We start from the raw sequence: 21,889 nt of genomic DNA, 5'->3' as shown, positions 1-21,889 counted from the left end.
CCATGATTGCTTGTCTTCACGAAATAATTGTTAGTCGTTCTGATCGCGTAGGTCGGAATAGATATCTGCAGCTCGCGTGCAATCACCTGATAGCTGCCCGGTGACCGCGTCTGGCCGCCGAGGCCGCGCCAAACGCTGACAGTCGGCGCAGACAACACATGTTCCTCGCAATTCCTCGCAATACTTGCTGTCATTGTCTAGAATAAAACTGCGCTCTCTATAAATCCAATTTTATTAATCTATAGTTCTATAATTTTATTTAATGCATGACAGCCGATGACTACCATTCCATCCGACCATCCCGCACCGAGAAACACTTCCCGGATAGCGCCATTACCAGCATTGTCATTACGGCAAATGTTGTATTTCGTCACGCTTGCGTATAGCCGCAGCTTCACCGAAACCGCATTGCAGCTGTCCGTCACACAACCTGCACTGAGTGCCGCGATCCGGCAGATGGAGAAACAGTTTGGCGGCGCTTTGTTCGACCGGTCCAGCCATCGCGTTACACTGACCGAAGCCGGTGCCGCGATACTGCCGCTGGCCGAACACCTGCTCAACACTGCACGCAGTGCATTTACCGACATGGCCAGCAGTTTCACCACGCAAGCCCACACAGTAAGAGTAGGCCTGATTCCATCTGCCGCAACGCGACTGCTGCCGACGCTGGCAGCAATACGGCAGGCGCATGCCCCATTGCGTATCGAATTGATCGATCTGCCCAATAGCGACCTGTTGAATGCGATCGAGCGGGGCGAAGTTGATCTCGGGATCGGCGTCGCTCCAAAGGGAAAAACACCCTTCGAGCACCATACGCTATGGGAAGACGAAATGGTATTGCTGCTGCCCGCCGACGATCCGCTCAGCCACCACGCCACGGTGCCATGGCAATTGCTAGCCGGACGGGAGATCGCGGTGTTCCAGCGCGGGAGCGTCAGCGACCTGGTCAGCGCGACGATTGCCGCGCATGGATTGACACTGGAGCCGGCCTATCGGATAGAACACACCGAACCGTTGTACGGACTGGTGCGCGCCGGCCTGGCGCTGGCGATCTTACCCAGGCTATATACGGAAACCTTGTACGATCCGGCGCTAGTCACCCGTTCGCTGGTGAAGCCGCGAGTGGCACGTTCGATCGCTCTGATGCGCACGCACCACGCGCCGCGCAGCCCGACTGTCGCGCAATGCTTCAGTGCTTTGCGTGCGGCACTTTTACGGGTCGCGTAACAGGGTAAGCTCGATCGTCGCCAGCGATTAGAATAAAATAAAATGATCGAACTATAGATTAATAAAATTTGATTTATGATTGAAGCGGTTCTATTCTGGCTGTGGAAATAATCAAACCAGAATCAAGCAGAATAGTTCATGCGCATCACAGGAGGCAGCAACATGGTTTTACCGGGGCAAGCAGATTTCGTCGAGAGCAGGTTGGAACTCACCGAGTTTCTCCGTTTAATGCCAAAGGCGGAACTTCATTGTCACTTGCTTGGCACCGTGCGTTACGACACGTTCGTAGACCTGGCAAACAAGACGCAGGCGCCGGTGGAGCGTGCCGAAATCGATGCGTTCTATACCCGCGGCGAAAAGCCGGTTGGCGTACTGCGGGTGTTGCGTGCGTTAGATGCACATCTGCTGACGAGTGCGGAAGACCTGTATCGAATCACTTACGAATACCTCGAAGACGCCAGCAGCCACGGCGTACAATACAGCGAATTTTTCTGGAATCCGACCGGCACGGTGAAGACCTCGCGGATTCCATATGCGCAGGCGCAGGCGGCAATCGTGCATGCGATCCATGCAGCGCAAGCCGATTTCGGCATAACGTCGCGGCTGATCCCGAGTATCGACCGCGAGGCCGATCCGGCGGAAGCGGTAGAAATGGTGGAGTGGGTCTTGGCGCATCGGGTGCCGGAAGTGGTCGGCATCGGCATCGATTACCGCGAGCCGGAACATCCGCCGGAACTGTTCTGGAAAGCGTATCGGATGGCGCGTGAGGCGGGCCTGAAAACAACGGCGCACGCCGGTGAATTCGGCATGCCCTGGACCAATGTCGAGACTGCAGTCGACCTGTTGGGCGTCGACCGTATCGACCACGGCTACACGGTGCTGGAGAACCCGGCATTCGTGCAGCGCTGCGCCGAAAAAGGTATCTTGTTTACGGTGGTGCCGACCAATTCCTACTATCTGCGCACGCTGCCGCCCGAGCGCTGGGCCAGCGAACATCCGATCCGGTTCATGTATCAGCAGGGACTCAAGATTCATCCCAACACCGATGACCCGACGCTACACAAGGTGACACCTACGGAGGCATGGCACATGATGATGCTGCACTTCGGTTTCGGCCTCGATCAGCTGCGGGAATTCATGCTGAACGGTCTGGACGGCGCGTGGATCGACGAACAGACGCGTCAGCAATGGCGTACTGAATGGAGCGCCAGCTTCGATGCATTGCGTAGTCGTTTGGCGGAACCGGCGTGACCTTAGTGCATCAGGATTTACCGGTCATGCAAATTTACTGAAATCCGGCTTTCGTTTTGCGAAGAAAGCCGCGAATGCCTCTGCCGCTTCCGGGGCAGTCAACATCGCACCGAAATGTTCGATCTCGCGCTGCATCCGCGCTTCTACAGTAGCGGTCTGGTCGCCCTTCATCAGACTTTTGGTAAGGCGGATCGACGCTGCCGGCAAAGCCACCAGCTTGGCCGCCTGCGCTTGTGCAAACGCCAGCAATTCTTCCGCCGGCAATATCTTGTTGACCAGGCCCATGGCATTTGCTTCTTCTGCCGAAAACGCCTCGCCCAGCAACAGTTTTTCAGCTGCGCGCTGGTATCCGGCGATTTGCGGCAAGATCAAGCTGGAAGCGGCTTCCGGACACAAACCCAGTTGCGTGAACGGCATCGAGAAACGGGCATTGTCGGCGGCATACACCAGATCGCAATGCATCAACATGGTGGTGCCGATACCAACCGCAGCACCCGCCACCGCAGCCACCAGCGGCTTGCTGGCATGACTGATTTGCCACAGGAATTGAAACACCGGGCTATCGAAGCCTGTCGGCCGGTTTTTCATGAAATCTTCAAGGTCGTTGCCGGCGCTAAAAATCTGCGGTTTGCCGGTAAACAAAATCGCCCTGATCGTGCTATCGGTCTCCGCATCTTTCAAGGCATCGACCATGGTCTGATACATCGCGGCGGTGATCGCATTCTTCTTCTCTAAACGATTGAATTCAATCGTCAGGATGCCATTCTCTTTACTAGTCAATATATCCATCTGGTGCTCCGGTTCAGCGCACTCAATAGGCGGCGCGTCGATTAAATTAAAGAAGACAAAAAAGCCGTGCGGGGGATGGCTGCACGGCTTTTTCGTATTTTACGATTGCTTATGACAATCTGCTTGATTCAAACAATTACATGCGCTCGAAAATACCCGCAGCGCCCATGCCCGCACCAACGCACATGGTGACCATGCCGTATTTCTGGTTGCGGCGACGGATGCCGTGAATCGCGGTTGCAGCACGGATCGCACCGGTCGCACCGAGCGGGTGACCCAATGCAATCGCGCCTCCCAACGGGTTGACTTTGGATGGATCCAGGCCAAGATCCTGAATCACTGCCAGCGCCTGCGCTGCGAATGCTTCATTCAGCTCGATCCAGTCCAGCTGGTCCTGGGTCAGGCCGGCCGCGCGCAGCGCTGCAGGAATCGCTTCCTTAGGGCCGATGCCCATGATTTCCGGCGGTACGCCGCGTACTGCGAACGACACGAAGCGTGCCAGCGGAGTCAGGTTGAATTCCTTGAGGATTTTTTCGCTGACCAGAATCAAGGCGCCGGCGCCGTCCGACATTTGCGAGCTGTTGCCCGCGGTGACGGTACCTTTGGCGGCGAATACTGCCTTCAGTTTGCCCAGTGTTTCCATCGACGATTCGGCACGTGCGCCTTCATCACGATCAACGCTGCGGGTCTTCAGGTCGATCTCGCCGGTGGCCAGATTGGGGAAGCGCTCGATGATGTCGACGGATGTGGTTTCGTCCTTGAATTCACCAGCCAGCTGGCCGGCGATGGCACGACGGTGCGACTCTACCGAGAACGCATCCTGCGCCTCACGCGAAACTTTCCATTGCTGGGCCACTTTTTCTGCTGTCAGCCCCATGCCGTAGGCCATGCCGACGTTTTCATCCTTGAACGCGTTCATGTTGACCGAAGGATGGAAACCCATCATCGGTACCATCGACATCGATTCGGCGCCGCCGGCGATCATGACGTCTGCCTCGCCGACACGGATACGGTCGGCGGCCATGGCGATCGCGGTGATACCGGATGCGCAGTAGCGGTTAACGGTGACGCCGCCGATGGTATTCGGCAAGCCGGCCAGCAGCACGGCGTTACGCGCCATGTTCAGGCCTTGCGCGCCTTCAGGGAAAGAACAGCCGATGATCGCGTCCTGCACCAGTTTAGGATCGAGACCTGGCACCTGCGCCATGGCGGATTGCATGACGCGCACCAGCAGGTCGTCCGGACGGGTGTTCTTGAACATGCCGCGCGGCGCCTTGCCGATTGGCGTACGGGTAGCGGAAACGATATACGCTTCTTGAAATTGCTTAGTCATTTTGATCTTCCTCGTTAGTTGCGTACTGGTTTACCGGTCTGCATCATCCCCATGATCCGCTCTTGCGTTTTAGGGTTGTTCAGCAGTTCGACGAACGCTTTGCGCTCCAGGTCCAGCAACCATTGTTCATTCACGATGCTGCCTTCGTTGACTTCACCGCCGCAAACGATGTTGGCAATCATGTGACCCAGTTTGTAGTCATGTGCCGAGATGAAACCGCCGTCACGCATGTTGACCAGCTGCGCCAGGATGGTGGCGATGCCGTCGCGGCCTACGACCGGGATCTGCGCCTTCAGCGGTGGACGATAACCGGCGTCGAACATGGCGCGCGCCTCTACCTTTGCCACGTGCAGCAGCTCGTACGCATTGAATACGATCACATCGGTGGCTTTCAGATAGCCCATGCTCTGCGCTTGCAAGGCCGATTTCGACACATTCGCAGTCGCCGCATTCATGAAAGAAGTCTTCAGGAATTGCAGGATGTCGTTACCCTTGGCGTCGTTGGCGGCACGTACTGCTGCCTCCTTCAAACCGCCGCCGGCAGGGATCAAGCCGACACCAACTTCAACCAGGCCGATATACGATTCGATCGATGCGACACGTTTAGCTGAGTGCAGCGCCAATTCGCAACCGCCGCCCAGCGCCAGGCCGGCCACTGCTGCAACCACCGGCACGCTCGCATACTTGAGGCCCATGAATGCTTGCTGCAATTCAGCCACCATCGGTTCAATCGCCTTGGCGCCGCCCGACATGAACAACGGCAACATCGATTGCAAGTCGGCGCCGGCAGAGAATGCGCCGCCTTCAGCAGCATCCGCGTGCCACAGCACCAGGCCTTTGTAATTCTTTTCTGCTTCGGCAACCGCCTTGTTCAAACCGGCGATGACGCCAGGTCCGATGACGTGCATCTTGGTCTTGAACGACAGGACCAGTACATCATCGTTTTGATGCCATGCGCGTACCGAGCCATCCTCGAATACGGTGGTGCCGGCAGTCTTGCCGTCGGCCACGCCTTCACCCAGCAACGGTGCGCGGAACACCTGGCGCTCGTAGACCGGCAAAGTGGAACGGGCGACATTCGCCTTCTTCGCTGGCGAGTAAGAACCGTCGGCGGCATGCACGCCGGTACGGCCATCGAATACCCAGGCTGGCAGCGGTGCATTGCACAGCGCCTTGCCGGCATCGATATCTTCCTTGACCCAGCCGGCGATCTGCTTCCAGTCGGCAGATTGCCAGATTTCGAATGGGCCCACGCTCCAGCCGAAGCCCCAGCGCATGGCGAAATCGATGTCGCGCGCGTTGTCGGCGATCGATTCCATATGGACTGCGATGTAATGGAAACCGTCACGGAAGATGGCCCACAGGAATTGCGCTTGCGGATTGGTCGATTCACGCAGTGTCTTCATGCGCTTGACCGGATCCTTGTCTTTCAGGATGCGCGCCACCAGCTCGTCGGCCTTACCGCCGCCGGTAACGTATTCGCCCGTGGCGGCATCGATGCGCAGGATGTCCTTGCCAACCTTCTTGTAGAAGCCGGCGCCGGTTTTTTGACCCAGCGCGCCTTGCTCGACCAGCTTGGCCAGCAGCGGCGGCGTCGCGTACACGCCGTAGAAAGGATCATCCTTCAAGGTGTCCTGCATGGTCTTGATCACATGACCCATGGTGTCCAGGCCAACCACGTCGGCGGTACGGAAAGTACCCGACTTGGCGCGGCCCAGCTTGGCGCCGGTCAGGTCGTCGACGACGTCAACCGACAGGCCGAATTTTTCAGCCTGGTGAGCCGTCGACAAGATGCCGAACACACCCACGCGGTTAGCGATGAAGTTAGGCGTATCTTTAGCTCGGACCACACCTTTGCCCAGCGTTGACGCCAGGAAGCCCTCCAGCTGATCAAGTATCTCTGGCTTGGTAGTCGCGGTCGGGATCAGCTCAACCAGGTGCATGTAGCGCGGCGGGTTGAAGAAGTGCACGCCGCAGAAGCGCGCTTTCAATTCAGCGTCGAAACCTTCCGACAGAGCGGTGATCGACAGGCCGGAAGTGTTGGAAGCGAAGATCGCGTTCGGCGCAATATGCGGCGCGACTTTCTTGTACAGGTCATGCTTCCAGTCCATGCGTTCGGCAATCGCTTCGATGATCAGGTCGCAGCCGGCGAGTACGTCGAGGTTGTCTTCGTAGTTGGCGACTTCGATCAGCGCTGCATCATCCTTGTTGCCAAGCGGCGCCGGGCTGAGTTTCTTCAGGTTTTCGATAGCGCGCAGAACGATGCCGTTCTTCGGACCTTCCTTGGCGGGCAAATCGAACAATACTACCGGCACTTTGGCGTTCAGGCAGTGGGCGGCGATTTGCGCACCCATCACGCCGGCGCCGAGAACGGCGACTTTTTTTACGATGAAATTGGACACTGTAGTCTCCTGGTTAGTTGAGTAAAGTACTCGTAGGGTGGGCACCTGTGCCCACGCGTTGCCGAAATAAACGGAGCAGACTTGGTGCTACGTGGGCAAAAGAACCTGCCCACCCTACTCTGCGCGACAAATCTTGCATTCGTCGCGCAGTACGAATTAAAACAAGTCAGCATCCAATGCCATCAAGCTGGCCGAACCGGAACGTGCCTGACGAATCAACATTGCCGTTTCCGGCAGCAGGCGGGCAAAATAGAAGCGTGCAGTCGCCAGCTTGGAAACGTAGAACTTGTCGCCTGAGTCTTGCTTGGCGAGTGCGATCTTTGCCATTTGCGCAAAGAAGTAGGCGTAGACCAGATGGCCGACTACGCGCAGGTAAGGAACCGCCGCGGCGCCAGCTTCGTCAGGATTCTGGAAAGCCTTCATGCCGATTTCCATGGTCAGCTTGCTGACCTTGTCACCCAGGTCCGCCAGCGGTGTGATGAATTCCGACATGGCTTCGTCGGCGCCGTTCTCTTCGATGAAAGCCTGTACCTTGGCGCCGAATTTCTTCAGCTTGGCGCCGTTATCCATCAACACCTTACGGCCCAGCAAATCCAGCGACTGGATGGTGTTGGTGCCTTCGTAGATCATGTTGATACGGGCATCGCGTACATATTGCTCCATGCCCCATTCGGCGATGAAACCGTGGCCGCCATACACCTGCATGCACTCGGAAGTGGCCGTCCAAGCGTTGTCGGTAATGAAAGCCTTGACCACCGGCGTCAACAGGGCGACTTCATCGGCCGCATCCTTGCGCACTGCTTCGTCCGGGTGATTCAGTTCCTTGTCCAGCTGCAGCGCGACGTACGAACAGAATGCGCGCGCGCCTTCAGCATACGCTTTTGCGGTCAACAGCATGCGGCGTACATCAGGATGAACGATGATAGGATCAGCTGGCTTGTCCGGCGCCTTGATGCCTGACAGGCTGCGCATCTGGATGCGGTCTTTGGCATAAACCAAGGCGTTTTGATAGGCGACTTCTGTCAAACCCAGGCCCTGCATGCCGACGCCGAGACGGGCTGCGTTCATGAACACGAACATCGCGTTCAAGCCTTTATGCGCGCCGCCGATGATCCAGCCGGTGGCGCCGTCCAGGTTCATCTGGCAAGTCGAATTGCCGTGGATGCCCATTTTTTCTTCGATCGCGCCGCAGGTGATCGGATTGCGTGCACCCAGCGAGCCATCTGCATTCGGCAAGAATTTCGGCACCAGGAACAGGGAAATGCCTTTCGAACCTTCTGGCGCGCCTGGCAAACGCGCCAGCACCAGATGCAAGATGTTGGCCGACATGTCATGTTCGCCGGCCGAGATGAAGATCTTGCTGCCGGTGATTTTGTAGGAGCCGTCGTCTTGCGGCTCGGCCTTCGAGCGCAGCATGCCGAGATCGGTACCGCAATGGGCTTCAGTCAGGCACATGGTGCCGGTCCATTCGCCGGATACCAGCTTGGGGAGGTACAGCGCTTGCTGTTCTGGCGTACCGTGTGCGTGCAGGCATTCGTAAGCGCCGTGCGACAAACCCGGGTACATGGTCCAGGCCTGGTTCGACGAATTCATCATTTCATAGAATGAATTGTTCATCACCAGTGGCAAGCCTTGGCCGCCGAATTCCGGATCGCACGACAATGCAGGCCAGCCGGCTTCAACGTATTGCTTGTAGGCTTCCTTGAAGCCCTTAGGCGTGGTCACGGTATGCGTGGCCTTGTCGTGATGACAGCCTTCGCGATCGCCGGAATGGTTCAACGGGAACAGGACTTCAGAGGTAAACTTGCCGCCTTCTTCCAGCACTTGATTGATGATATCGGCATCGATATCAGCATGCTTCGGCAATTGTTTCAGTTCATCTTCTACATGCAGCAACTCGTGCATTACGAATTGCATATCCCGCAGCGGCGCGACGTATTGACCCATGGTGCTCTCCTGATGATTGGATTTACTGGATTGATCTAGCTGACGTTTTGGCAGCGATTTTTTGATTCGTTTGTGAGGATTTCTTTGCAGCTGAAGCCGGGAGTGATGCCGGATCGCGATAGCTGTCGATCAGACGATCAAAGCCCTTTTGAGCGCGCTCCACGCTGCCGGCCTTTTTCAGGAAACGCGCGTCGTGATGCAAACCCAGGATCAGGCCGTACATTTCATAGACCAGCTGGTCGGCGTCGGTATCGGCACGCAGATGACCGGCTTCGATTGCCTGCAATGTGCAGCGGTGCAAGGCTTCCTGCCACGTGCGCACCATGGTGACCAGTTGTTCGCGGATTTCACCGGGACGATCGTCGTACTCGACCGCGCCGCTGATATAGATGCATCCAGAGGCAATTTCAATCGTCACCTGCCGGATCCAGCGTGCAAACATCGCTTCCAGGCGTGGCAGGCCGCGTGCTTCCTTGATACTCGGATAGAATACTTCCTGTTCGAACTGGCGATGGTAAAGCTTCACCACTTCAATTTGCAGGTCCTCGCGCGAGCCGAAATGGGCAAATACGCCGGACTTGCTCATGTTCATTTTTTCAGCCAGCAAGCCGATCGTCAGACCTTCAAGGCCGTCGCGGCTCGCCAGCGTGATGGCGACGTCGAGAATCGCTGCGCGCGTCATTTCGCCTTTACGCATGAATTTCGGCGGCATGTCAGTATGTGCCACGATAGTCCTACCTCTGTCTGGTTGAGTCTGGCTAATGGGTCTTTAATACAATCGGCGTCAACTTGCTTGAACACGGTTTTCAACAAGAATGCGAACGCTCGTACTATTATGCACCAGAATCGAAATGTCAAACAGCGACTTAGAGGGGCAGTTCTACCGAGCCCCCCCCTCGAAATACGTCGGGCGCCTGTTCAGGCAGCCCGACTGCGAGAGTTGGTAGCTGCAAACGTTCCGGGCTGCTCCAAGCTAGCCCGAAAATTGCGGGGATGCGATGTCAAAATACTACCAGATAGTAATTTCTCAGGATTGCGTCTTGTCCAGCAGACGGCGGTCACGCTTGGTTGGCCGCCCTTTGATTTCCATGGTCGGTTCGCGGAAATATCTCCTGTCTTCTGCCAACGTCGCGCGCTTCACCACGCTTTGTTCGGTTTCCCGATAAAGCGTCTGCGCAATTGCCGCCGAGCTGCGGGTATCGCTCAGAAGCAGTACTGTCACCTCCCAAACGCTGGCGCCGTTGTCGATTGCCAGGATATCGCCGGTTTTGAGGTTGTGGGCCGGCTTGGTCCGCTCATCGTTCAACCTGACCTTGCCGTTATCGACGGCGTCGCTCGCCAGCGTGCGGGTCTTGAAAAACCGCGCCGCCCACAGCCATTTGTCGATACGCACTGCTTCGACTGTTTTACTCATGATTACACCGGATTGTCGATATCGATGAATTGGTGCTGCAAGCCGAAACGCTCTGCCAGATGGCGCCCCAGGGCTTGCACCCCGTAGCGCTCGGTCGCGTGATGGCCGGCCGCCAGGTAAGCCACGCCGGTTTCACGCGCCAGATGCACGGTCGGCTCGGAAATCTCGCCGCTGATGTATACCCCGGCCCCGGCGGCAATTGCATCGCCCAGGAAATTCTGTGCAGCGCCGGTGCACCAGGCAATCTGCCCCAACTGCTGCGACGGGTCGCCGATCAGGACCGGTGTGCGGTGCAGCCGGCGCTCTATCAGGTTTGCCAGATCGCCGACGGTCCGGACCAGCGGATCGCTCACGCTTCCCAGCCAGCCCAGGTTATCGTCGCCGAAGCGGCCATTCGGCAACAGATCCAATTGCTGCGCCAATTGCACATTGTTGCCAAAATCCGGGTGGGCATCGAGCGGCAAATGAAAGGCAAACAAATTGATGTCATGCGTCAACAGCAATTTCAGGCGTTTGTGCTTGGGACCAATGACACGCGCATCCTCGCCGCGCCAGAAATACCCGTGATGCACCAGGATCGCGTCTGCGTCATTGGCGACGGCGGCTTCCAGCAAAGCATAGCTGGCGGTAACCCCGCTCACCAATCGCTTGATTTCAGCCCGTCCTTCCACCTGCAAGCCATTTGGGCAATAATCACGGAACTGTGTAATATTTAATGCTTCGGCAAGATATTTTGCGAGTTCGTCGCGATTTACCGATTTCTGATTCATGGTTTTTGCCTCACGATTCTTTATACCGATTTCCGGTTTTTGATTCCCGATTTTTATTTTCGATTTTTGCTTTCGATTTTTACTTTCGATTTTTACTCTACTTAAGACTTCACTATGCGACGCTTCTGGCTGTTATTTGCGCAAACCATCACCGTCGGTTTAGCTATCTGGTTCATTGTAACGACCTTGAAGCCGGAATGGATAAAAGGCTCTCTGACCAGCTCGCCCTTGCACATCGCCACCTCAAAGGTGCCGTTGCAAGAAGCTGCGCCGGGAACGCCTGCGCCGGGCTCTTATCGCCAGGCCGCGCAGCGGGCGATGCCGTCGGTGGTCAATGTTTTCACCAGCAAGGACGCCAAGCCGGTCAGCCCCGAAGTGATGGAAGATCCGCTGCTCAGGAAGTTCTTCGGCGATCGCGGCGACGATGCTGACGAGAAGCAGTCCAGTCTCGGCTCGGGCGTCATTGTCAGTTCGCAGGGTTATATCCTGACCAATAACCATGTAGTCGAAGCCGCCGATGAAATCGAAGTGGCGCTGGCCGACGGCCGCACCGCTACCGCCAAAGTGGTGGGCACCGATCCGGAAACCGACCTGGCCGTGATCAAGATCGATTTGCCCAACCTGCCTGCGGTCACGCTGGGCCGGGCCGACCAGGCCAGCGTCGGCGACGTCGTGCTGGCTATCGGCAATCCGTTCGGCGTCGGCCAGACGGTCACCATGGGGATTATTTCGGCGTTGGGCAGAAGCCATCTCGGCATCAATCAGTTTGAAAATTTCATCCAGACCGACGCTGCGATCAATCCGGGCAATTCCGGCGGCGCCTTGATTGATACCAACGGCAACCTGATCGGCATCAATACCGCCATCTATTCACGCACCGGCGGCTCGCTCGGGATTGGCTTTGCTGTGCCGATGACTACTGCAAAATCCGTCATGGAATCGATCATCAATACCGGCCATATGGTGCGCGGCTTCATCGGCGTCGAACCTCAGGACATCACGCCGGAGCTGGCGGAAAGCTTCGGCTTGAACAGAAGCACCGGCGCCATTATCGCCGGCGTGATCAAGAATGGTCCGGGCGACAAGGCGGGCTTGAAACCGGGCGATATCCTGGTAGCGATCGACGGCAAGCCGATCACCGACAGCAACGACATGACCAATCTGATTGCCCAGCTGCAGCCAGGCAGCAAAGCAAAATTGACGGTATTGCGCAAGGCTCACGAAACCACGGTGGAAGCCGTTATCGGCAAGCGGCCGCCAATGAAACGGGTAGCAGAATAGCAAAATGAATGCGCGATGCTGTCCGCGCTCAATATCGCACAATCGCACAAAGGAAATCCGTAATGCACGTACGTGATCTGACGCAATACCTTGCCGAACTGTCGGAGAATAACAACCGGGCCTGGTTCGTCATGAACAAGCCGCGCTACGATATTTTGCGAGCGGAATTTCTGGAGCTGGTAGTGCGCCTGATCGCCGAGATCAGCAAATTCGATCCGGCGATTGCCGGTTGCAATCCAAAGAAGGCGCTATTCCGGATTAACCGCGACATGCGCTTCTCGCACGACAAGAGTCCGTACAAAACCTATTTCTCGGCATCCATCACCGCCAGTGGCCTTAAAAAGCCGAGCCAGGGCGGCGGCCCTGCCTATTACTTCCATATCGACGCCGGCGGCACCCTGCTCATCGCCGGTGGCGAATACATGCCACCGGCAGACCGCTTGCGGGCGATTCGCCTGCAAGTCATCGCCGATGCCAGCGGCTTTGGCAAACTGCTGAAGAACAAGAGATTGAAGGAGACTTACGGCGACTTGCAAACCGAGGGGCAACTGACGCGTCCGCCCAAAGGTTTTGATGCGGACTCGCCGCACATCGAATATATCAAGCTGAAGAATTTCATCGTCTGGAAAGAACAGACGTTGAAGAAAATGTTATCGGATGCGCTGGAGAGAGAACTGGTGGCGGGTTTTAAAGACGCCTACCCGCTGGTAACCTGGCTGCGGCAGGTCAAAACCCCGATCGCCGAATAGGTCAACGAATAAGCCGGGCCAGGCGGCCGCTCCATGAATTCAGGTAGTCTCTTCCGATTCAGCCGGTGCCTGCGTCGCCTTGACGAACATCGGCGCCACCAGCAAGCCAATCTCGAATAACAGGCATAAAGGCACGGCCAACAGCATTTGGCTCATGATGTCCGGTGGCGTCACAATTGCCGCCACCACGAAGGCGCCGACAATGATGTAAGGACGGATCGATTTCAGCTTTTCCACTGAAACCAGGCCCATGCGCACCAGTACGATGACCACGATAGGCACTTCAAAAGTCATGCCGAAGGCGATAAACATGGTCATCACAAAGTCGAAATAGCTATCGATATCCGGCGCCACCGAGACCGATTTCGGCGCGAAATTGTTGATGAAGTGGAAGATCACCCCGAATACCAGGTAATAACAAAACGCGACACCGGTGATAAACAATGCCGACGATGAAATCACCAGCGGCGCGATCAGCTTCTTTTCATGCGTATACAAGCCAGGCGCGATAAACGCCCACAGCTGGTACAGCACCCACGGCAGAGCAATCACAAAGGCCAACAGCAAGGTTACCTTGACCGGGATAAGGAACGGCGTGATGACGCCGGTAGCAATCATCTTGCTGCCCGCCGGCAAAGCTGCCAGCATCGGCGCCGCCAGTAAATCGTAGATATGCGCGGCCCAAGGCATCAGGCACAGGAACACCACGATCACCGCAATCGACGCCTTCATGATGCGATTGCGCAATTCCACCAGATGCGAAATGAACGTCTCTTCGACGCCGCCGGTTTTATCGAAACCGCTGGTTTTGTCGAAACCGCTGGTTTTGTCGAAACCGCTGGTTTTGTCGAAACCGCTGGTTTTGTCGAAACCGCTGGTTTTGTCGAAACCGCTGGTTTTCTGTTCTTCAGTCATGGGAGCACGGTGTGTGGCAAACAAGCGAATTTGCGGATCTCAAGCTGCAGCCCGGGGTACAGAATGCGGCGGGCTGCGCATGAAATCATGAAAAAAATGAACCGGAAGCCTTGTTTTGGCTGGCCGGGCGATATTTCGCAACACGTGCGGCGCCGGACAAGACACGTGCCTTCTGGCCGCTTTGTTGTTTGTACCAGGCGGGAATGGCGCTGGTACGCGCCAGTTTTTTCTTGCGAAAACTCTTGGCCTTGACGGCTAGCTGGCCGACATTAAAACTGTCTGCAGTACTGCTACTGACACTGCTATCGTTCCAGGCGTCATGCAGCGACTGCCTGGTATCCGAGACGCTGCGGGAGATGCTTTGCTCGATATCGCTGGCCGCTTCCTGCACTTCCTGCTGCATCTTGCGCAATTCATCCAGCTCCATCTCGCGACTGACTTCGGATTTGACTTCATTGATGTAGCGTTGCGCGCGGCCGAACAGAGAGCCCGCCATGCGCGCTACGGTCGGCAATTTTTCCGGCCCGATAACAACCAGTGCAACGACGCCAATCAGAGCAAGTTTAGTAAGGCCAATATCGATCATGGGAAGGAGCGGCAAACATCATTCAGGCCGGCTTAACGCTTAAGACTAGCGCCGGCCGCAATGGATCAGTTGCCGGACTTGTCCTTTTCTTTGGTTGCAACGTCAATCGCCGCTTTGTCGGCAGCTTGTTTTTCTTCCTCGCCCTTGACGCCATCCTTGAAGCCTTTGACTGCCTTGCCCAGGTCGGAACCCATATTGCCGATTTTTTTGGTACCAAACACCAACATGACGATAACCAGCACGATCAACCAGTGCCAAATGCTGAACGAACCCATTTTTTTCTCCTTGTCGGACAATCGCCCGATCCTGCTAAGTCAAATTAACCGTTAAATCCCTGCCAACCGTCTACAACGCATTTGCCACATCCGCTGCAGCTGAACCCCGATTCAGCTGGTTCAGCGTTGGCCACGCCACGGCCTTGGTCCGCCAATGACGTGCATATGCAAATGGTACACCTCTTGGCCGCCGTCTGGCCCGACGTTGAATATCGTCTTGTAGCCGCCGCTGGCCTCGCCCTGCCCGTCCTGCTGATAACCACAGCCCTGTTCTTGCGCCAGACGCGGCGCCAACAACGCCATTTTACCCAACAAAGCAGCATGCGCCTCAGTGCAATCGGCGAGAGTTGGAATATGCTGCTTGGGCACGATCAGGAAATGGACTGGCGCGGCCGGATTAATGTCATGGAAGGCGATCAGGTCATCGTCTTCATAGATCGCTTTCGTGGGAATCTGCTTGGCTGCAATTTTGCAAAAAATACAATTTTCCAAATTATCTCCGGGTTTTAAACGATTCTTGAAAGACTCAGATCTTGCGCGGATCGGTTTCTTGCTGTTCGCGCGCCGTCAGCTTGCGGTTGGCTTTCTCTTCGATGCCGGACAAGCCTTCGCGCCGCGCCAGTTCCTGCAGCACGTCTTGTGGCGTCAGATTGAACTGGGCCAGCATGATCATCGAGTGGAACCACAAATCGGCGCATTCATACAGCACATGGGAAACGTCGCCGTCTACCCGCGCATCCTTGGCCGCCATCACGGTTTCGGTAGCTTCCTCGCCGATTTTTTTCAGAATCGCATCGTCGCCCTTGGCGAACAGGCGCGCGACGTACGAGGTTTCAGGATCGCCGCCGTTTGCCGGTTTGCGCGATTCGATGACCGCAGCCAGGCGCTGTAGGGTTTCACTCATGATTGCTTCAGATCCGCTTAAATTGTATAAATATCCACGTGCAATTAATGTGATTTCGTCATTCCCGCGAAGGCGGGCACCAAGGTGGAGAATCCATGTTGCATCTAAAATGGATCCTCGCCTTCGCGGGGACGACGCAGCATTGTTTCATTACTTGTAAATATCGTCCGGCTCTTTCAACACCGGCTCGACCGCTTCCCAGGTATTGCTGCTGCTCTCAAGCTTCTGGAAGAAGCAGGAATGGCGACCGGTATGGCAGGCGATGTCGCCGGCCTGGGTCACTTTCAGCAACACCACATCCTCATCGCAATCGAGGCGGATTTCGTGCACTTTCTGCACATGGCCGGATTCTTCACCCTTGTGCCACAGTTTCTTGCGCGAACGGCTCCAGTAAACCGCCTCGCCCAGCGCCACCGTCTTTGCCAGAGCGTCGCGATTCATCCAGGCAAACATCAGCACATCGTTCGATCCGAGTTCCTGGGCGATCACCGGCACCAGGCCGTGTTCATCCCACCTCACCTTGTTTAACCAACTCACGCTACTCATGCTAGCCTCATCGGAATCTGCTGTGCCGCCATGAACTGCTTGGCTTCCTGCACAGTGTGTTGACCATAATGGAAAATACTTGCTGCCAGCACGGCATCGGCGCGGCCGATCTTGATGCCGTCGGCCAGGTCTTGCAAGCCGCCGACGCCACCGGAGGCAATCACCGGAATCGTCACGGCGTTGGAGACGCTGCTGGTCAGGGCCAGATCGAAACCGACCTTGGTGCCGTCGCGGTCCATGCTGGTCAGTAAAATTTCACCCGCGCCCAGTTGCTCCATCTTTTGCGCCCACTCGATTGCGTCAAGGCCGGTGGCCTTGCGCCCGCCATGGGTGAACACTTCCCATTTGCCCGGCGCGACCTGCTTGGCGTCGATGGCGACCACGATGCATTGCGAACCGTATTTGGCCGCGGCATCCGCCACCAGTTGCGGATTGGTGACTGCGGAAGTATTGATGCCAACCTTGTCGGCGCCGGCATTCAGCAAACGACGCACATCCTCCACGGCGCGCACGCCGCCGCCCACGGTCAGCGGAATAAATACCTGTGATGCAACCGCTTCGATAATCGGCAAAATCAGATCACGATTATCGGAAGAAGCGGTGATGTCGAGGAAGGTAAGTTCGTCGGCACCCTGCTCATCGTAACGGCGGGCGATTTCGACCGGATCGCCGGCATCGCGCAACTCAAGGAAATTGACACCCTTGACCACGCGGCCGTTGGTCACGTCAAGACAAGGAATGATGCGTTTGGCAAGCGTCATGGCTGGTCAGCGTCGGGCTGCTCCGATAAGTCTTCGTCGATGAACATGTCATCGCTCAACTCGTCGGCCCGCTCTTGCGCCGAACGCAAATCGAGCGTGCCTTCATAAATCGAACGGCCGCAAATCACCGCTTCGATGCCTTCATCCTGCACCGCGCACAATGCTTCCACATCGTGGACGTTGTGGACGCCGCCGGAAGCGATCACCGGGATCGTCATGCTTTGCGCCAGCTTGACGGTGGCTTCGATGTTGACGCCGCCCATCATGCCGTCGCGGCCGATGTCGGTATACACGATCGATGCACAACCGTAATCTTCGAATTTCTTGGCCAGGTCGATCACTTCATGACCGGAAAGCTTGCTCCAGCCATCGGTGGCTACCTTGCCATCCTTGGCATCGAGGCCGACGATAATCTGGCCCGGAAACGCGCTGCAGGCATCGTGCAGGAAACCCGGATTCTTGACCGCTGCGGTACCGATGATGATGTAGCTCAAGCCGTCGTCGAGATAGCGTTCGATGGTGTCGAGGTCACGGATGCCACCGCCCAGCTGCACGGGGATTTCTTCGATGCCGTTGAGCACGGCGAATTCGCGTACCGCCTTGATGATGGCTTTGACCGCTGGTTCGTTCTTAGGCTTGCCGGCAAACGCGCCATTCAGGTCGACCAGATGCAGGCGACGTGCGCCCTGCGTCAGCCAATGGCGGGCCATTTCGCCCGGATCGTCGGAAAATACTGTGGCTTGGTCCATATCGCCTTGTTTCAGGCGTACGCAGTGACCGTCTTTGAGGTCGATGGCAGGTATCAGCAGCATGGCTACAATTGTATGAGATAAGGTCAGTTAAAGAGCTAAATAAGAAGCCGAATAAGGATCTAAATAAGGATCTGATTCAATATCGGGATTGCTACCGGAAAATGTTTCGCTCGAAAAATTCAAGGTTTCCATTGCACAAAATTCTTGTACAACTGCAACCCTGCACTGGCGCTTTTCTCCGGATGGAACTGTGTCGCAAAAATATTATCACGGCCGACCGCGCAGCTAAACGCCGCCCCGTATTCGGTCTCGCCGAAGGTATGCGCAGCATCCGCCGGCACCGCATAGTAACTATGCACGAAATAAAAATAATCCTGGTCGGCAACGCCGTTCCACAACGGATGAGGCTGTGCCTGGCGAACGCGATTCCAGCCCATTTGCGGTACCTTGAAACGCGATCCGTCGTCTTGCAGCTGGCCGTCCAGGCGGAAACGTACTACTTTGCCGGGCAATAAGCCGAGGCCCGGCGTATTGCCTTCCTCGCTCACGTCGAACAACATTTGCTCACCGACACACACGCCCAGCAGCGGCTTGCTGCGTGCCGCCTCCAGCAAGACCTCCTGCAGCCCGGATTCGCGCAAGCTGCGCATGCAATCCGGCATGGCCCCCTGGCCGGGCAAGACCAGACGGTCGGCCGCCCGGATATCGGTAATCGTACCGGAAATCAGGACTTCAGCTTCTGGCGCCACCTGACGCAGGGCTTGCGCCACTGAGCGCAGGTTGCCCATGCCATAGTCAACTACAACGATTTTGTTCATGATAAAGATTCAAGTCCGGCAAAGAATAGCGGGTAGCATCCGAGTAGTTAAGCTGAGTAGTTAAGCCGAGTAGTTAAGTTTCTGCCCAAGCCTTTGTGCTCTGCGCCAGCCGCATTAAATTTAAAGGCTGCCTTTAGTAGAAGGAATGGTGCCGGCGGAACGCGGATCCAGCTCTGCAGCCATGCGCAACGCGCGGCCAAACGCCTTGAAAACGGTTTCGCATTGATGATGGGCATTTTCGCCACGCAGGTTGTCGATATGCAAAGATACCAGCGCATGATTGACAAAACCCTGGAAAAATTCATGGGTAAGATCGACGTCGAAGCCGCCTATCATGGCGCGCTTCCACGGTACGTGGAATTCAAGTCCGGGCCGGCCGGAAAAATCGATCACCACGCGCGACAGCGCTTCATCCAGCGGCACATACGCGTGGCCATAGCGGCGGATGCCCTTCTTGTCGCCCATCGCCTTGGCAAATGCTTGCCCCAAAGTAATGCCGACATCTTCCACCGTGTGATGGGCGTCGATATGCAGATCGCCATTGGCTTCGATATCCAGGTCGATCAAGCCATGCCGTGCAATCTGATCCAGCATATGATCCAGGAACGGTACGCCGGTATTCAGCTTTTGCTGGCCGGTGCCGTCCAGATTGATGGAGACGCGGATTTGCGTCTCGTTGGTATTGCGCGTGATCGATGCAGTTCGAGGCGTAGACATGTTGAGCTTGAGACCAATTTGCTATGTGATGGCGCACAGGCGCCGTGGAGGTAAGTGTACTAAATTATTCGACGATCTGATTTAAGATCTAGATTGTTGTCGCTTCTCCGCTAGTCACTAGTGAAGCTTGATCAGTGCGGCCTTTTGAGCCGCACCGCCATTTTACCGACATTTTCATGTTTTCCCGCTAATCCCGGCTTTGATAATCTCTATCGGTGTTGCTATTCAAGCCAAACGCTCAGCCAGCGGCCGTTCGTCGGTTTTTTGACTATCCAGCTGGGCCAGGCGCCGTTCAATCAACGCACAATACTCCGGATTCAACTCAAAACCGACAAACCGGCGGCCACAACGGCGTGCCGCCACCGCAGTGGTGCCGCTGCCCATGAAGGGATCCAGCACAATCCCGCCCGGCGGACAGGAAGCCTTGATCATCCGTTCGACGATTTCCAGCGGCTTCTGGGTCGGATGGTCGGCGCGCTCGCGATGTTCGCGATGCAGGCGCGAAACGCTCCATACGTCCTTCGGGTTGTAACCCAGCTCCAGCCATTTGGCGCCGACAAAAATCGAACGTGAACGGGCTTTCTTGGTTTCTGCGTCGTAGGGGATCCGGATAGCGTCAAGGTCGAAATAATAGTCTTTGGCGCGGGCAAAGAATCCGATGGTGTCGTGCACCGAGGAAAAACGCCGGGTGCCGCCACCCATCGATGGTACCCGCCGATCCCAGATGATTTCGTTATTCATGATCATGCGCTGCTTCAGCATGACGAAAATCTCTGGCGAAAAACGCCAGGTCAGGAAAATGTAAAGGCTGCCGTTCGGTTTCAGTTTTGGCAACGCCGCATCGATCCACTCTTCGGTCCAGAGCAAATAGGCGGCCGTATCGAGCTTGTCGGAATCGTTGCCGTAATCCTTGCCCAGGCCGTAGGGCGGATCGGCCAGCAACAGATCGACCGAACCATCCGGGATACGCTGCAAACCTTGCAGCGCGTCTTCGCCATAGATGCGGTCGATCCAGTCGTTGCTCATAGCCGACTCGCCCCGACCGCTGTCATTGCGAACCGTCTTTCAAACGATTTTGCAAACGATACTCGGCGGAACGCGCATGCGCCTGCAACCCTTCGCCGTACGCCAGTTCCGCCGCAACTTTGCCTAGTGTCTGAGCACCAGCCTCGCTGATGTTAATCATGCTGGAACGCTTCTGGAAATCATAGACGCCGAGCGGCGACGAGAAACGCGCCGTGCGCGAAGTCGGCAACACGTGATTCGGTCCGGCACAGTAGTCGCCCAGCGCTTCCGATGAAAAACGGCCAAGGAACATGGCGCCGGCATGGCGGATCCGGTCAGCCCAGCGCTGCGGATTCTCGGTCGAGATTTCCAGATGCTCGGCAGCGATGTGGTTGGCGATTTCGCAGGCTTGTTCGATGTCGCGCACTTTGATCAGCGCGCCACGATCGGTCAGCGAGGTGCGGATCACTTCGTGCCGTGGCATCAACGGCAATTGCCGGTTGATACTGGCTTCCACCGCGGCGATATAGTCGGCGTCAGGACACAGCAATATCGATTGCGCCAATTCGTCATGTTCGGCTTGCGAGAACAGATCCATGGCGATCCAGTCGGGATCGGTAGTGCCGTCGCAGATCACCAGGATTTCCGACGGCCCCGCGATCATGTCGATGCCGACGGTGCCGAACACGCGGCGCTTGGCGGCTGCCACATAGGCGTTGCCGGGGCCGACGATCTTGTCGACTTGCGGAATGCTGGCGGTACCGTAGGCCAACGCAGCCACGGCTTGCGCTCCGCCGATGGTGAATACGCGATCGACGCCGGCGATGGCTGCAGCCGCCAGCACCAGCGGATTCTTGATGCCGTCCGGAGTCGGCACCACCATGATGATTTCCTGCACGCCCGCGACCTTGGCTGGAATCGCATTCATCAGCACCGATGAAGGATAAGCAGCTTTGCCGCCTGGGACGTAGATGCCGACGCGGTCCAGCGGCGTGACTTTCTGTCCCAGCACGGTGCCGTCGGCTTCGGTGTAGCTGAAGCCATCCGAACCGCATTCGGTTTTCTGGCGCTCATGGTAAGCACGCACACGGTCGGCCGCTGTTTGCAAGGCGCTGCGGCGCTCTGGCGACAGCTGCGCGAGTGCATCCTGCAATTCCTGCCGGCCGATTTCCAGCGCCGTCACGCTGTTGGCGCTGAGGCGATCGAAACGATTGGTGTATTCCAGCACGGCGGCGTCGCCGCGCGCTTTGACATCGGCCAGGATCCGCGCCGCGGCCTGATCGATGGCTTCATCTTCGCCAGCTTCAAAGGCCAGCACGGCTGTCAGCTGCGCCTGGAAATCCGGCTGCGCCGCATCGAGTTTTCTGATTGCTATGCTCATGTTGCTTCCGTTGCGTCCGTTGTTTCTGGTTTGCCGGTTGCAGCGCCAGGCCGCAGCCGGGCTTTA

General features: G+C 56.7%; 23 protein-coding genes. 4 read left to right on the top strand and 19 right to left on the bottom strand.

Annotated elements, in window-relative coordinates; all coding sequences use genetic code 11:
• Positions 1 to 276: 276 nt before the first annotated feature.
• Complete coding sequence (locus KHU29_RS08415) at positions 277 to 1,227, top strand: LysR family transcriptional regulator (protein ID WP_211452351.1); 951 nt, start codon at positions 277 to 279, stop codon at positions 1,225 to 1,227.
• Between the two features lie 162 nt (positions 1,228 to 1,389).
• Positions 1,390 to 2,478, top strand: a complete 1,089-nt coding sequence (add, locus tag KHU29_RS08410; protein ID WP_211452376.1) for an adenosine deaminase — start codon at positions 1,390 to 1,392, stop codon at positions 2,476 to 2,478.
• 24 nt (positions 2,479 to 2,502) lie between these two features.
• On the opposite strand, the gene KHU29_RS08405 is transcribed toward add, so the two are convergent.
• From KHU29_RS08405 to KHU29_RS08375, 7 genes are all read right to left on the bottom strand, one after another.
• The gene (locus KHU29_RS08405) at positions 2,503 to 3,267 is read right to left on the bottom strand and encodes an enoyl-CoA hydratase (protein ID WP_211452350.1); all 765 of its coding nucleotides are present in this window, start codon (positions 3,265 to 3,267) and stop codon (positions 2,503 to 2,505) included.
• A gap of 136 nt (positions 3,268 to 3,403) precedes the next feature.
• Positions 3,404 to 4,600: an acetyl-CoA C-acyltransferase gene (locus KHU29_RS08400; protein WP_211452349.1), complete on the bottom strand. Its 1,197-nt coding sequence runs from the start codon at positions 4,598 to 4,600 to the stop codon at positions 3,404 to 3,406.
• A 14-nt stretch (positions 4,601 to 4,614) separates the two neighbouring features.
• Positions 4,615 to 7,002, bottom strand: coding sequence for a 3-hydroxyacyl-CoA dehydrogenase/enoyl-CoA hydratase family protein (locus KHU29_RS08395; RefSeq protein WP_211452348.1), 2,388 nt, complete (start codon positions 7,000 to 7,002; stop codon positions 4,615 to 4,617).
• Between the two features lie 156 nt (positions 7,003 to 7,158).
• Positions 7,159 to 8,949 carry an acyl-CoA dehydrogenase C-terminal domain-containing protein gene (locus tag KHU29_RS08390; RefSeq protein WP_211452347.1) on the bottom strand — a complete coding sequence of 597 codons (1,791 nt, stop codon included), beginning with the start codon at positions 8,947 to 8,949 and terminating at the stop codon, positions 7,159 to 7,161.
• Positions 8,950 to 8,971: 22 nt separating this feature from the next.
• Positions 8,972 to 9,646, bottom strand: coding sequence for a TetR/AcrR family transcriptional regulator (locus KHU29_RS08385; protein WP_211452375.1), 675 nt, complete (start codon positions 9,644 to 9,646; stop codon positions 8,972 to 8,974).
• A 330-nt stretch (positions 9,647 to 9,976) separates the two neighbouring features.
• Positions 9,977 to 10,363: an RNA-binding S4 domain-containing protein gene (locus KHU29_RS08380; protein ID WP_211452346.1), complete on the bottom strand. Its 387-nt coding sequence runs from the start codon at positions 10,361 to 10,363 to the stop codon at positions 9,977 to 9,979.
• A gap of 2 nt (positions 10,364 to 10,365) precedes the next feature.
• Positions 10,366 to 11,133, bottom strand: coding sequence for a Nif3-like dinuclear metal center hexameric protein (locus KHU29_RS08375; protein ID WP_211452345.1), 768 nt, complete (start codon positions 11,131 to 11,133; stop codon positions 10,366 to 10,368).
• A gap of 114 nt (positions 11,134 to 11,247) precedes the next feature.
• Between KHU29_RS08375 and KHU29_RS08370 the strand changes: the two genes are divergently transcribed.
• Positions 11,248 to 12,414, top strand: a complete 1,167-nt coding sequence (locus KHU29_RS08370) for a Do family serine endopeptidase (RefSeq protein ID WP_211452344.1) — start codon at positions 11,248 to 11,250, stop codon at positions 12,412 to 12,414.
• Positions 12,415 to 12,476: 62 nt separating this feature from the next.
• Positions 12,477 to 13,163, top strand: a complete 687-nt coding sequence (locus KHU29_RS08365) for a DUF2461 domain-containing protein (protein ID WP_211452343.1) — start codon at positions 12,477 to 12,479, stop codon at positions 13,161 to 13,163.
• 39 nt (positions 13,164 to 13,202) lie between these two features.
• Here the strand turns inward: KHU29_RS08365 and tatC are convergent, their stop codons facing one another.
• The 12 genes from tatC to hisD form a co-directional block, all read right to left on the bottom strand.
• Positions 13,203 to 14,078 carry a twin-arginine translocase subunit TatC gene (gene tatC / locus KHU29_RS08360; protein ID WP_343216040.1) on the bottom strand — a complete coding sequence of 292 codons (876 nt, stop codon included), beginning with the start codon at positions 14,076 to 14,078 and terminating at the stop codon, positions 13,203 to 13,205.
• An 85-nt stretch (positions 14,079 to 14,163) separates the two neighbouring features.
• Positions 14,164 to 14,664 carry a Sec-independent protein translocase protein TatB gene (tatB, locus tag KHU29_RS08355; protein ID WP_211452342.1) on the bottom strand — a complete coding sequence of 167 codons (501 nt, stop codon included), beginning with the start codon at positions 14,662 to 14,664 and terminating at the stop codon, positions 14,164 to 14,166.
• Positions 14,665 to 14,729: 65 nt separating this feature from the next.
• Entirely contained in the window at positions 14,730 to 14,939 is a 210-nt protein-coding gene (gene tatA / locus KHU29_RS08350) for a Sec-independent protein translocase subunit TatA (RefSeq protein ID WP_211452341.1), read from the bottom strand.
• Positions 14,940 to 15,059: 120 nt separating this feature from the next.
• Positions 15,060 to 15,431, bottom strand: coding sequence for a histidine triad nucleotide-binding protein (locus tag KHU29_RS08345; protein ID WP_211452340.1), 372 nt, complete (start codon positions 15,429 to 15,431; stop codon positions 15,060 to 15,062).
• Positions 15,432 to 15,465: 34 nt separating this feature from the next.
• Positions 15,466 to 15,843, bottom strand: a complete 378-nt coding sequence (locus KHU29_RS08340) for a phosphoribosyl-ATP diphosphatase (protein ID WP_211452339.1) — start codon at positions 15,841 to 15,843, stop codon at positions 15,466 to 15,468.
• A 150-nt stretch (positions 15,844 to 15,993) separates the two neighbouring features.
• Positions 15,994 to 16,389, bottom strand: a complete 396-nt coding sequence (gene hisI / locus KHU29_RS08335; RefSeq protein ID WP_092414185.1) for a phosphoribosyl-AMP cyclohydrolase — start codon at positions 16,387 to 16,389, stop codon at positions 15,994 to 15,996.
• Entirely contained in the window at positions 16,386 to 17,150 is a 765-nt protein-coding gene (gene hisF / locus KHU29_RS08330; protein WP_092356093.1) for an imidazole glycerol phosphate synthase subunit HisF, read from the bottom strand. Before hisF ends, hisI begins: the two co-directional genes overlap by 4 nt.
• Complete coding sequence (gene hisA / locus KHU29_RS08325) at positions 17,147 to 17,962, bottom strand: 1-(5-phosphoribosyl)-5-[(5-phosphoribosylamino)methylideneamino]imidazole-4-carboxamide isomerase (protein WP_211452338.1); 816 nt, start codon at positions 17,960 to 17,962, stop codon at positions 17,147 to 17,149. The genes hisF and hisA overlap by 4 nt, the downstream gene beginning before the upstream one ends.
• 119 nt (positions 17,963 to 18,081) lie before the next feature.
• Positions 18,082 to 18,720, bottom strand: coding sequence for an imidazole glycerol phosphate synthase subunit HisH (gene hisH, locus KHU29_RS08320; protein WP_211452337.1), 639 nt, complete (start codon positions 18,718 to 18,720; stop codon positions 18,082 to 18,084).
• 120 nt (positions 18,721 to 18,840) lie between these two features.
• Positions 18,841 to 19,437, bottom strand: a complete 597-nt coding sequence (gene hisB, locus KHU29_RS08315) for an imidazoleglycerol-phosphate dehydratase HisB (RefSeq protein WP_211452336.1) — start codon at positions 19,435 to 19,437, stop codon at positions 18,841 to 18,843.
• Between the two features lie 225 nt (positions 19,438 to 19,662).
• Complete coding sequence (locus tag KHU29_RS08310; RefSeq protein ID WP_211452335.1) at positions 19,663 to 20,463, bottom strand: DNA-methyltransferase; 801 nt, start codon at positions 20,461 to 20,463, stop codon at positions 19,663 to 19,665.
• A gap of 22 nt (positions 20,464 to 20,485) precedes the next feature.
• The gene (hisD, locus tag KHU29_RS08305; protein ID WP_211452334.1) at positions 20,486 to 21,823 is read right to left on the bottom strand and encodes a histidinol dehydrogenase; all 1,338 of its coding nucleotides are present in this window, start codon (positions 21,821 to 21,823) and stop codon (positions 20,486 to 20,488) included.
• Positions 21,824 to 21,889 lie beyond the last annotated feature (66 nt).

It is taken from the genome of Collimonas antrihumi, assembly GCF_018304965.1.
In the GTDB taxonomy this organism is placed as follows: domain Bacteria; phylum Pseudomonadota; class Gammaproteobacteria; order Burkholderiales; family Burkholderiaceae_D; genus Collimonas; species Collimonas antrihumi.
This window is presented reverse-complemented; position numbering and strand designations above follow the sequence as displayed.

Coding starts and splice junctions, on each gene's coding strand:
- KHU29_RS08415 (WP_211452351.1), top strand. CDS start 277: ATGACTACCATTCCATCCGACCATCCCGCACCGAGAAACACTTCCCGG.
- add (WP_211452376.1), top strand. CDS start 1,390: ATGGTTTTACCGGGGCAAGCAGATTTCGTCGAGAGCAGGTTGGAACTC.
- KHU29_RS08405 (WP_211452350.1), bottom strand. CDS start 3,267: ATGGATATATTGACTAGTAAAGAGAATGGCATCCTGACGATTGAATTC.
- KHU29_RS08400 (WP_211452349.1), bottom strand. CDS start 4,600: ATGACTAAGCAATTTCAAGAAGCGTATATCGTTTCCGCTACCCGTACG.
- KHU29_RS08390 (WP_211452347.1), bottom strand. CDS start 8,949: ATGGGTCAATACGTCGCGCCGCTGCGGGATATGCAATTCGTAATGCAC.
- KHU29_RS08385 (WP_211452375.1), bottom strand. CDS start 9,646: ATGCGTAAAGGCGAAATGACGCGCGCAGCGATTCTCGACGTCGCCATC.
- KHU29_RS08380 (WP_211452346.1), bottom strand. CDS start 10,363: ATGAGTAAAACAGTCGAAGCAGTGCGTATCGACAAATGGCTGTGGGCG.
- KHU29_RS08375 (WP_211452345.1), bottom strand. CDS start 11,133: ATGAATCAGAAATCGGTAAATCGCGACGAACTCGCAAAATATCTTGCC.
- KHU29_RS08370 (WP_211452344.1), top strand. CDS start 11,248: ATGCGACGCTTCTGGCTGTTATTTGCGCAAACCATCACCGTCGGTTTA.
- KHU29_RS08365 (WP_211452343.1), top strand. CDS start 12,477: ATGCACGTACGTGATCTGACGCAATACCTTGCCGAACTGTCGGAGAAT.
- tatC (WP_343216040.1), bottom strand. CDS start 14,078: ATGACTGAAGAACAGAAAACCAGCGGTTTCGACAAAACCAGCGGTTTC.
- tatB (WP_211452342.1), bottom strand. CDS start 14,664: ATGATCGATATTGGCCTTACTAAACTTGCTCTGATTGGCGTCGTTGCA.
- tatA (WP_211452341.1), bottom strand. CDS start 14,939: ATGGGTTCGTTCAGCATTTGGCACTGGTTGATCGTGCTGGTTATCGTC.
- KHU29_RS08340 (WP_211452339.1), bottom strand. CDS start 15,843: ATGAGTGAAACCCTACAGCGCCTGGCTGCGGTCATCGAATCGCGCAAA.
- hisI (WP_092414185.1), bottom strand. CDS start 16,389: ATGAGTAGCGTGAGTTGGTTAAACAAGGTGAGGTGGGATGAACACGGC.
- hisF (WP_092356093.1), bottom strand. CDS start 17,150: ATGACGCTTGCCAAACGCATCATTCCTTGTCTTGACGTGACCAACGGC.
- hisA (WP_211452338.1), bottom strand. CDS start 17,962: ATGCTGCTGATACCTGCCATCGACCTCAAAGACGGTCACTGCGTACGC.
- hisH (WP_211452337.1), bottom strand. CDS start 18,720: ATGAACAAAATCGTTGTAGTTGACTATGGCATGGGCAACCTGCGCTCA.
- hisB (WP_211452336.1), bottom strand. CDS start 19,437: ATGTCTACGCCTCGAACTGCATCGATCACGCGCAATACCAACGAGACG.
- KHU29_RS08310 (WP_211452335.1), bottom strand. CDS start 20,463: ATGAGCAACGACTGGATCGACCGCATCTATGGCGAAGACGCGCTGCAA.
- hisD (WP_211452334.1), bottom strand. CDS start 21,823: ATGAGCATAGCAATCAGAAAACTCGATGCGGCGCAGCCGGATTTCCAG.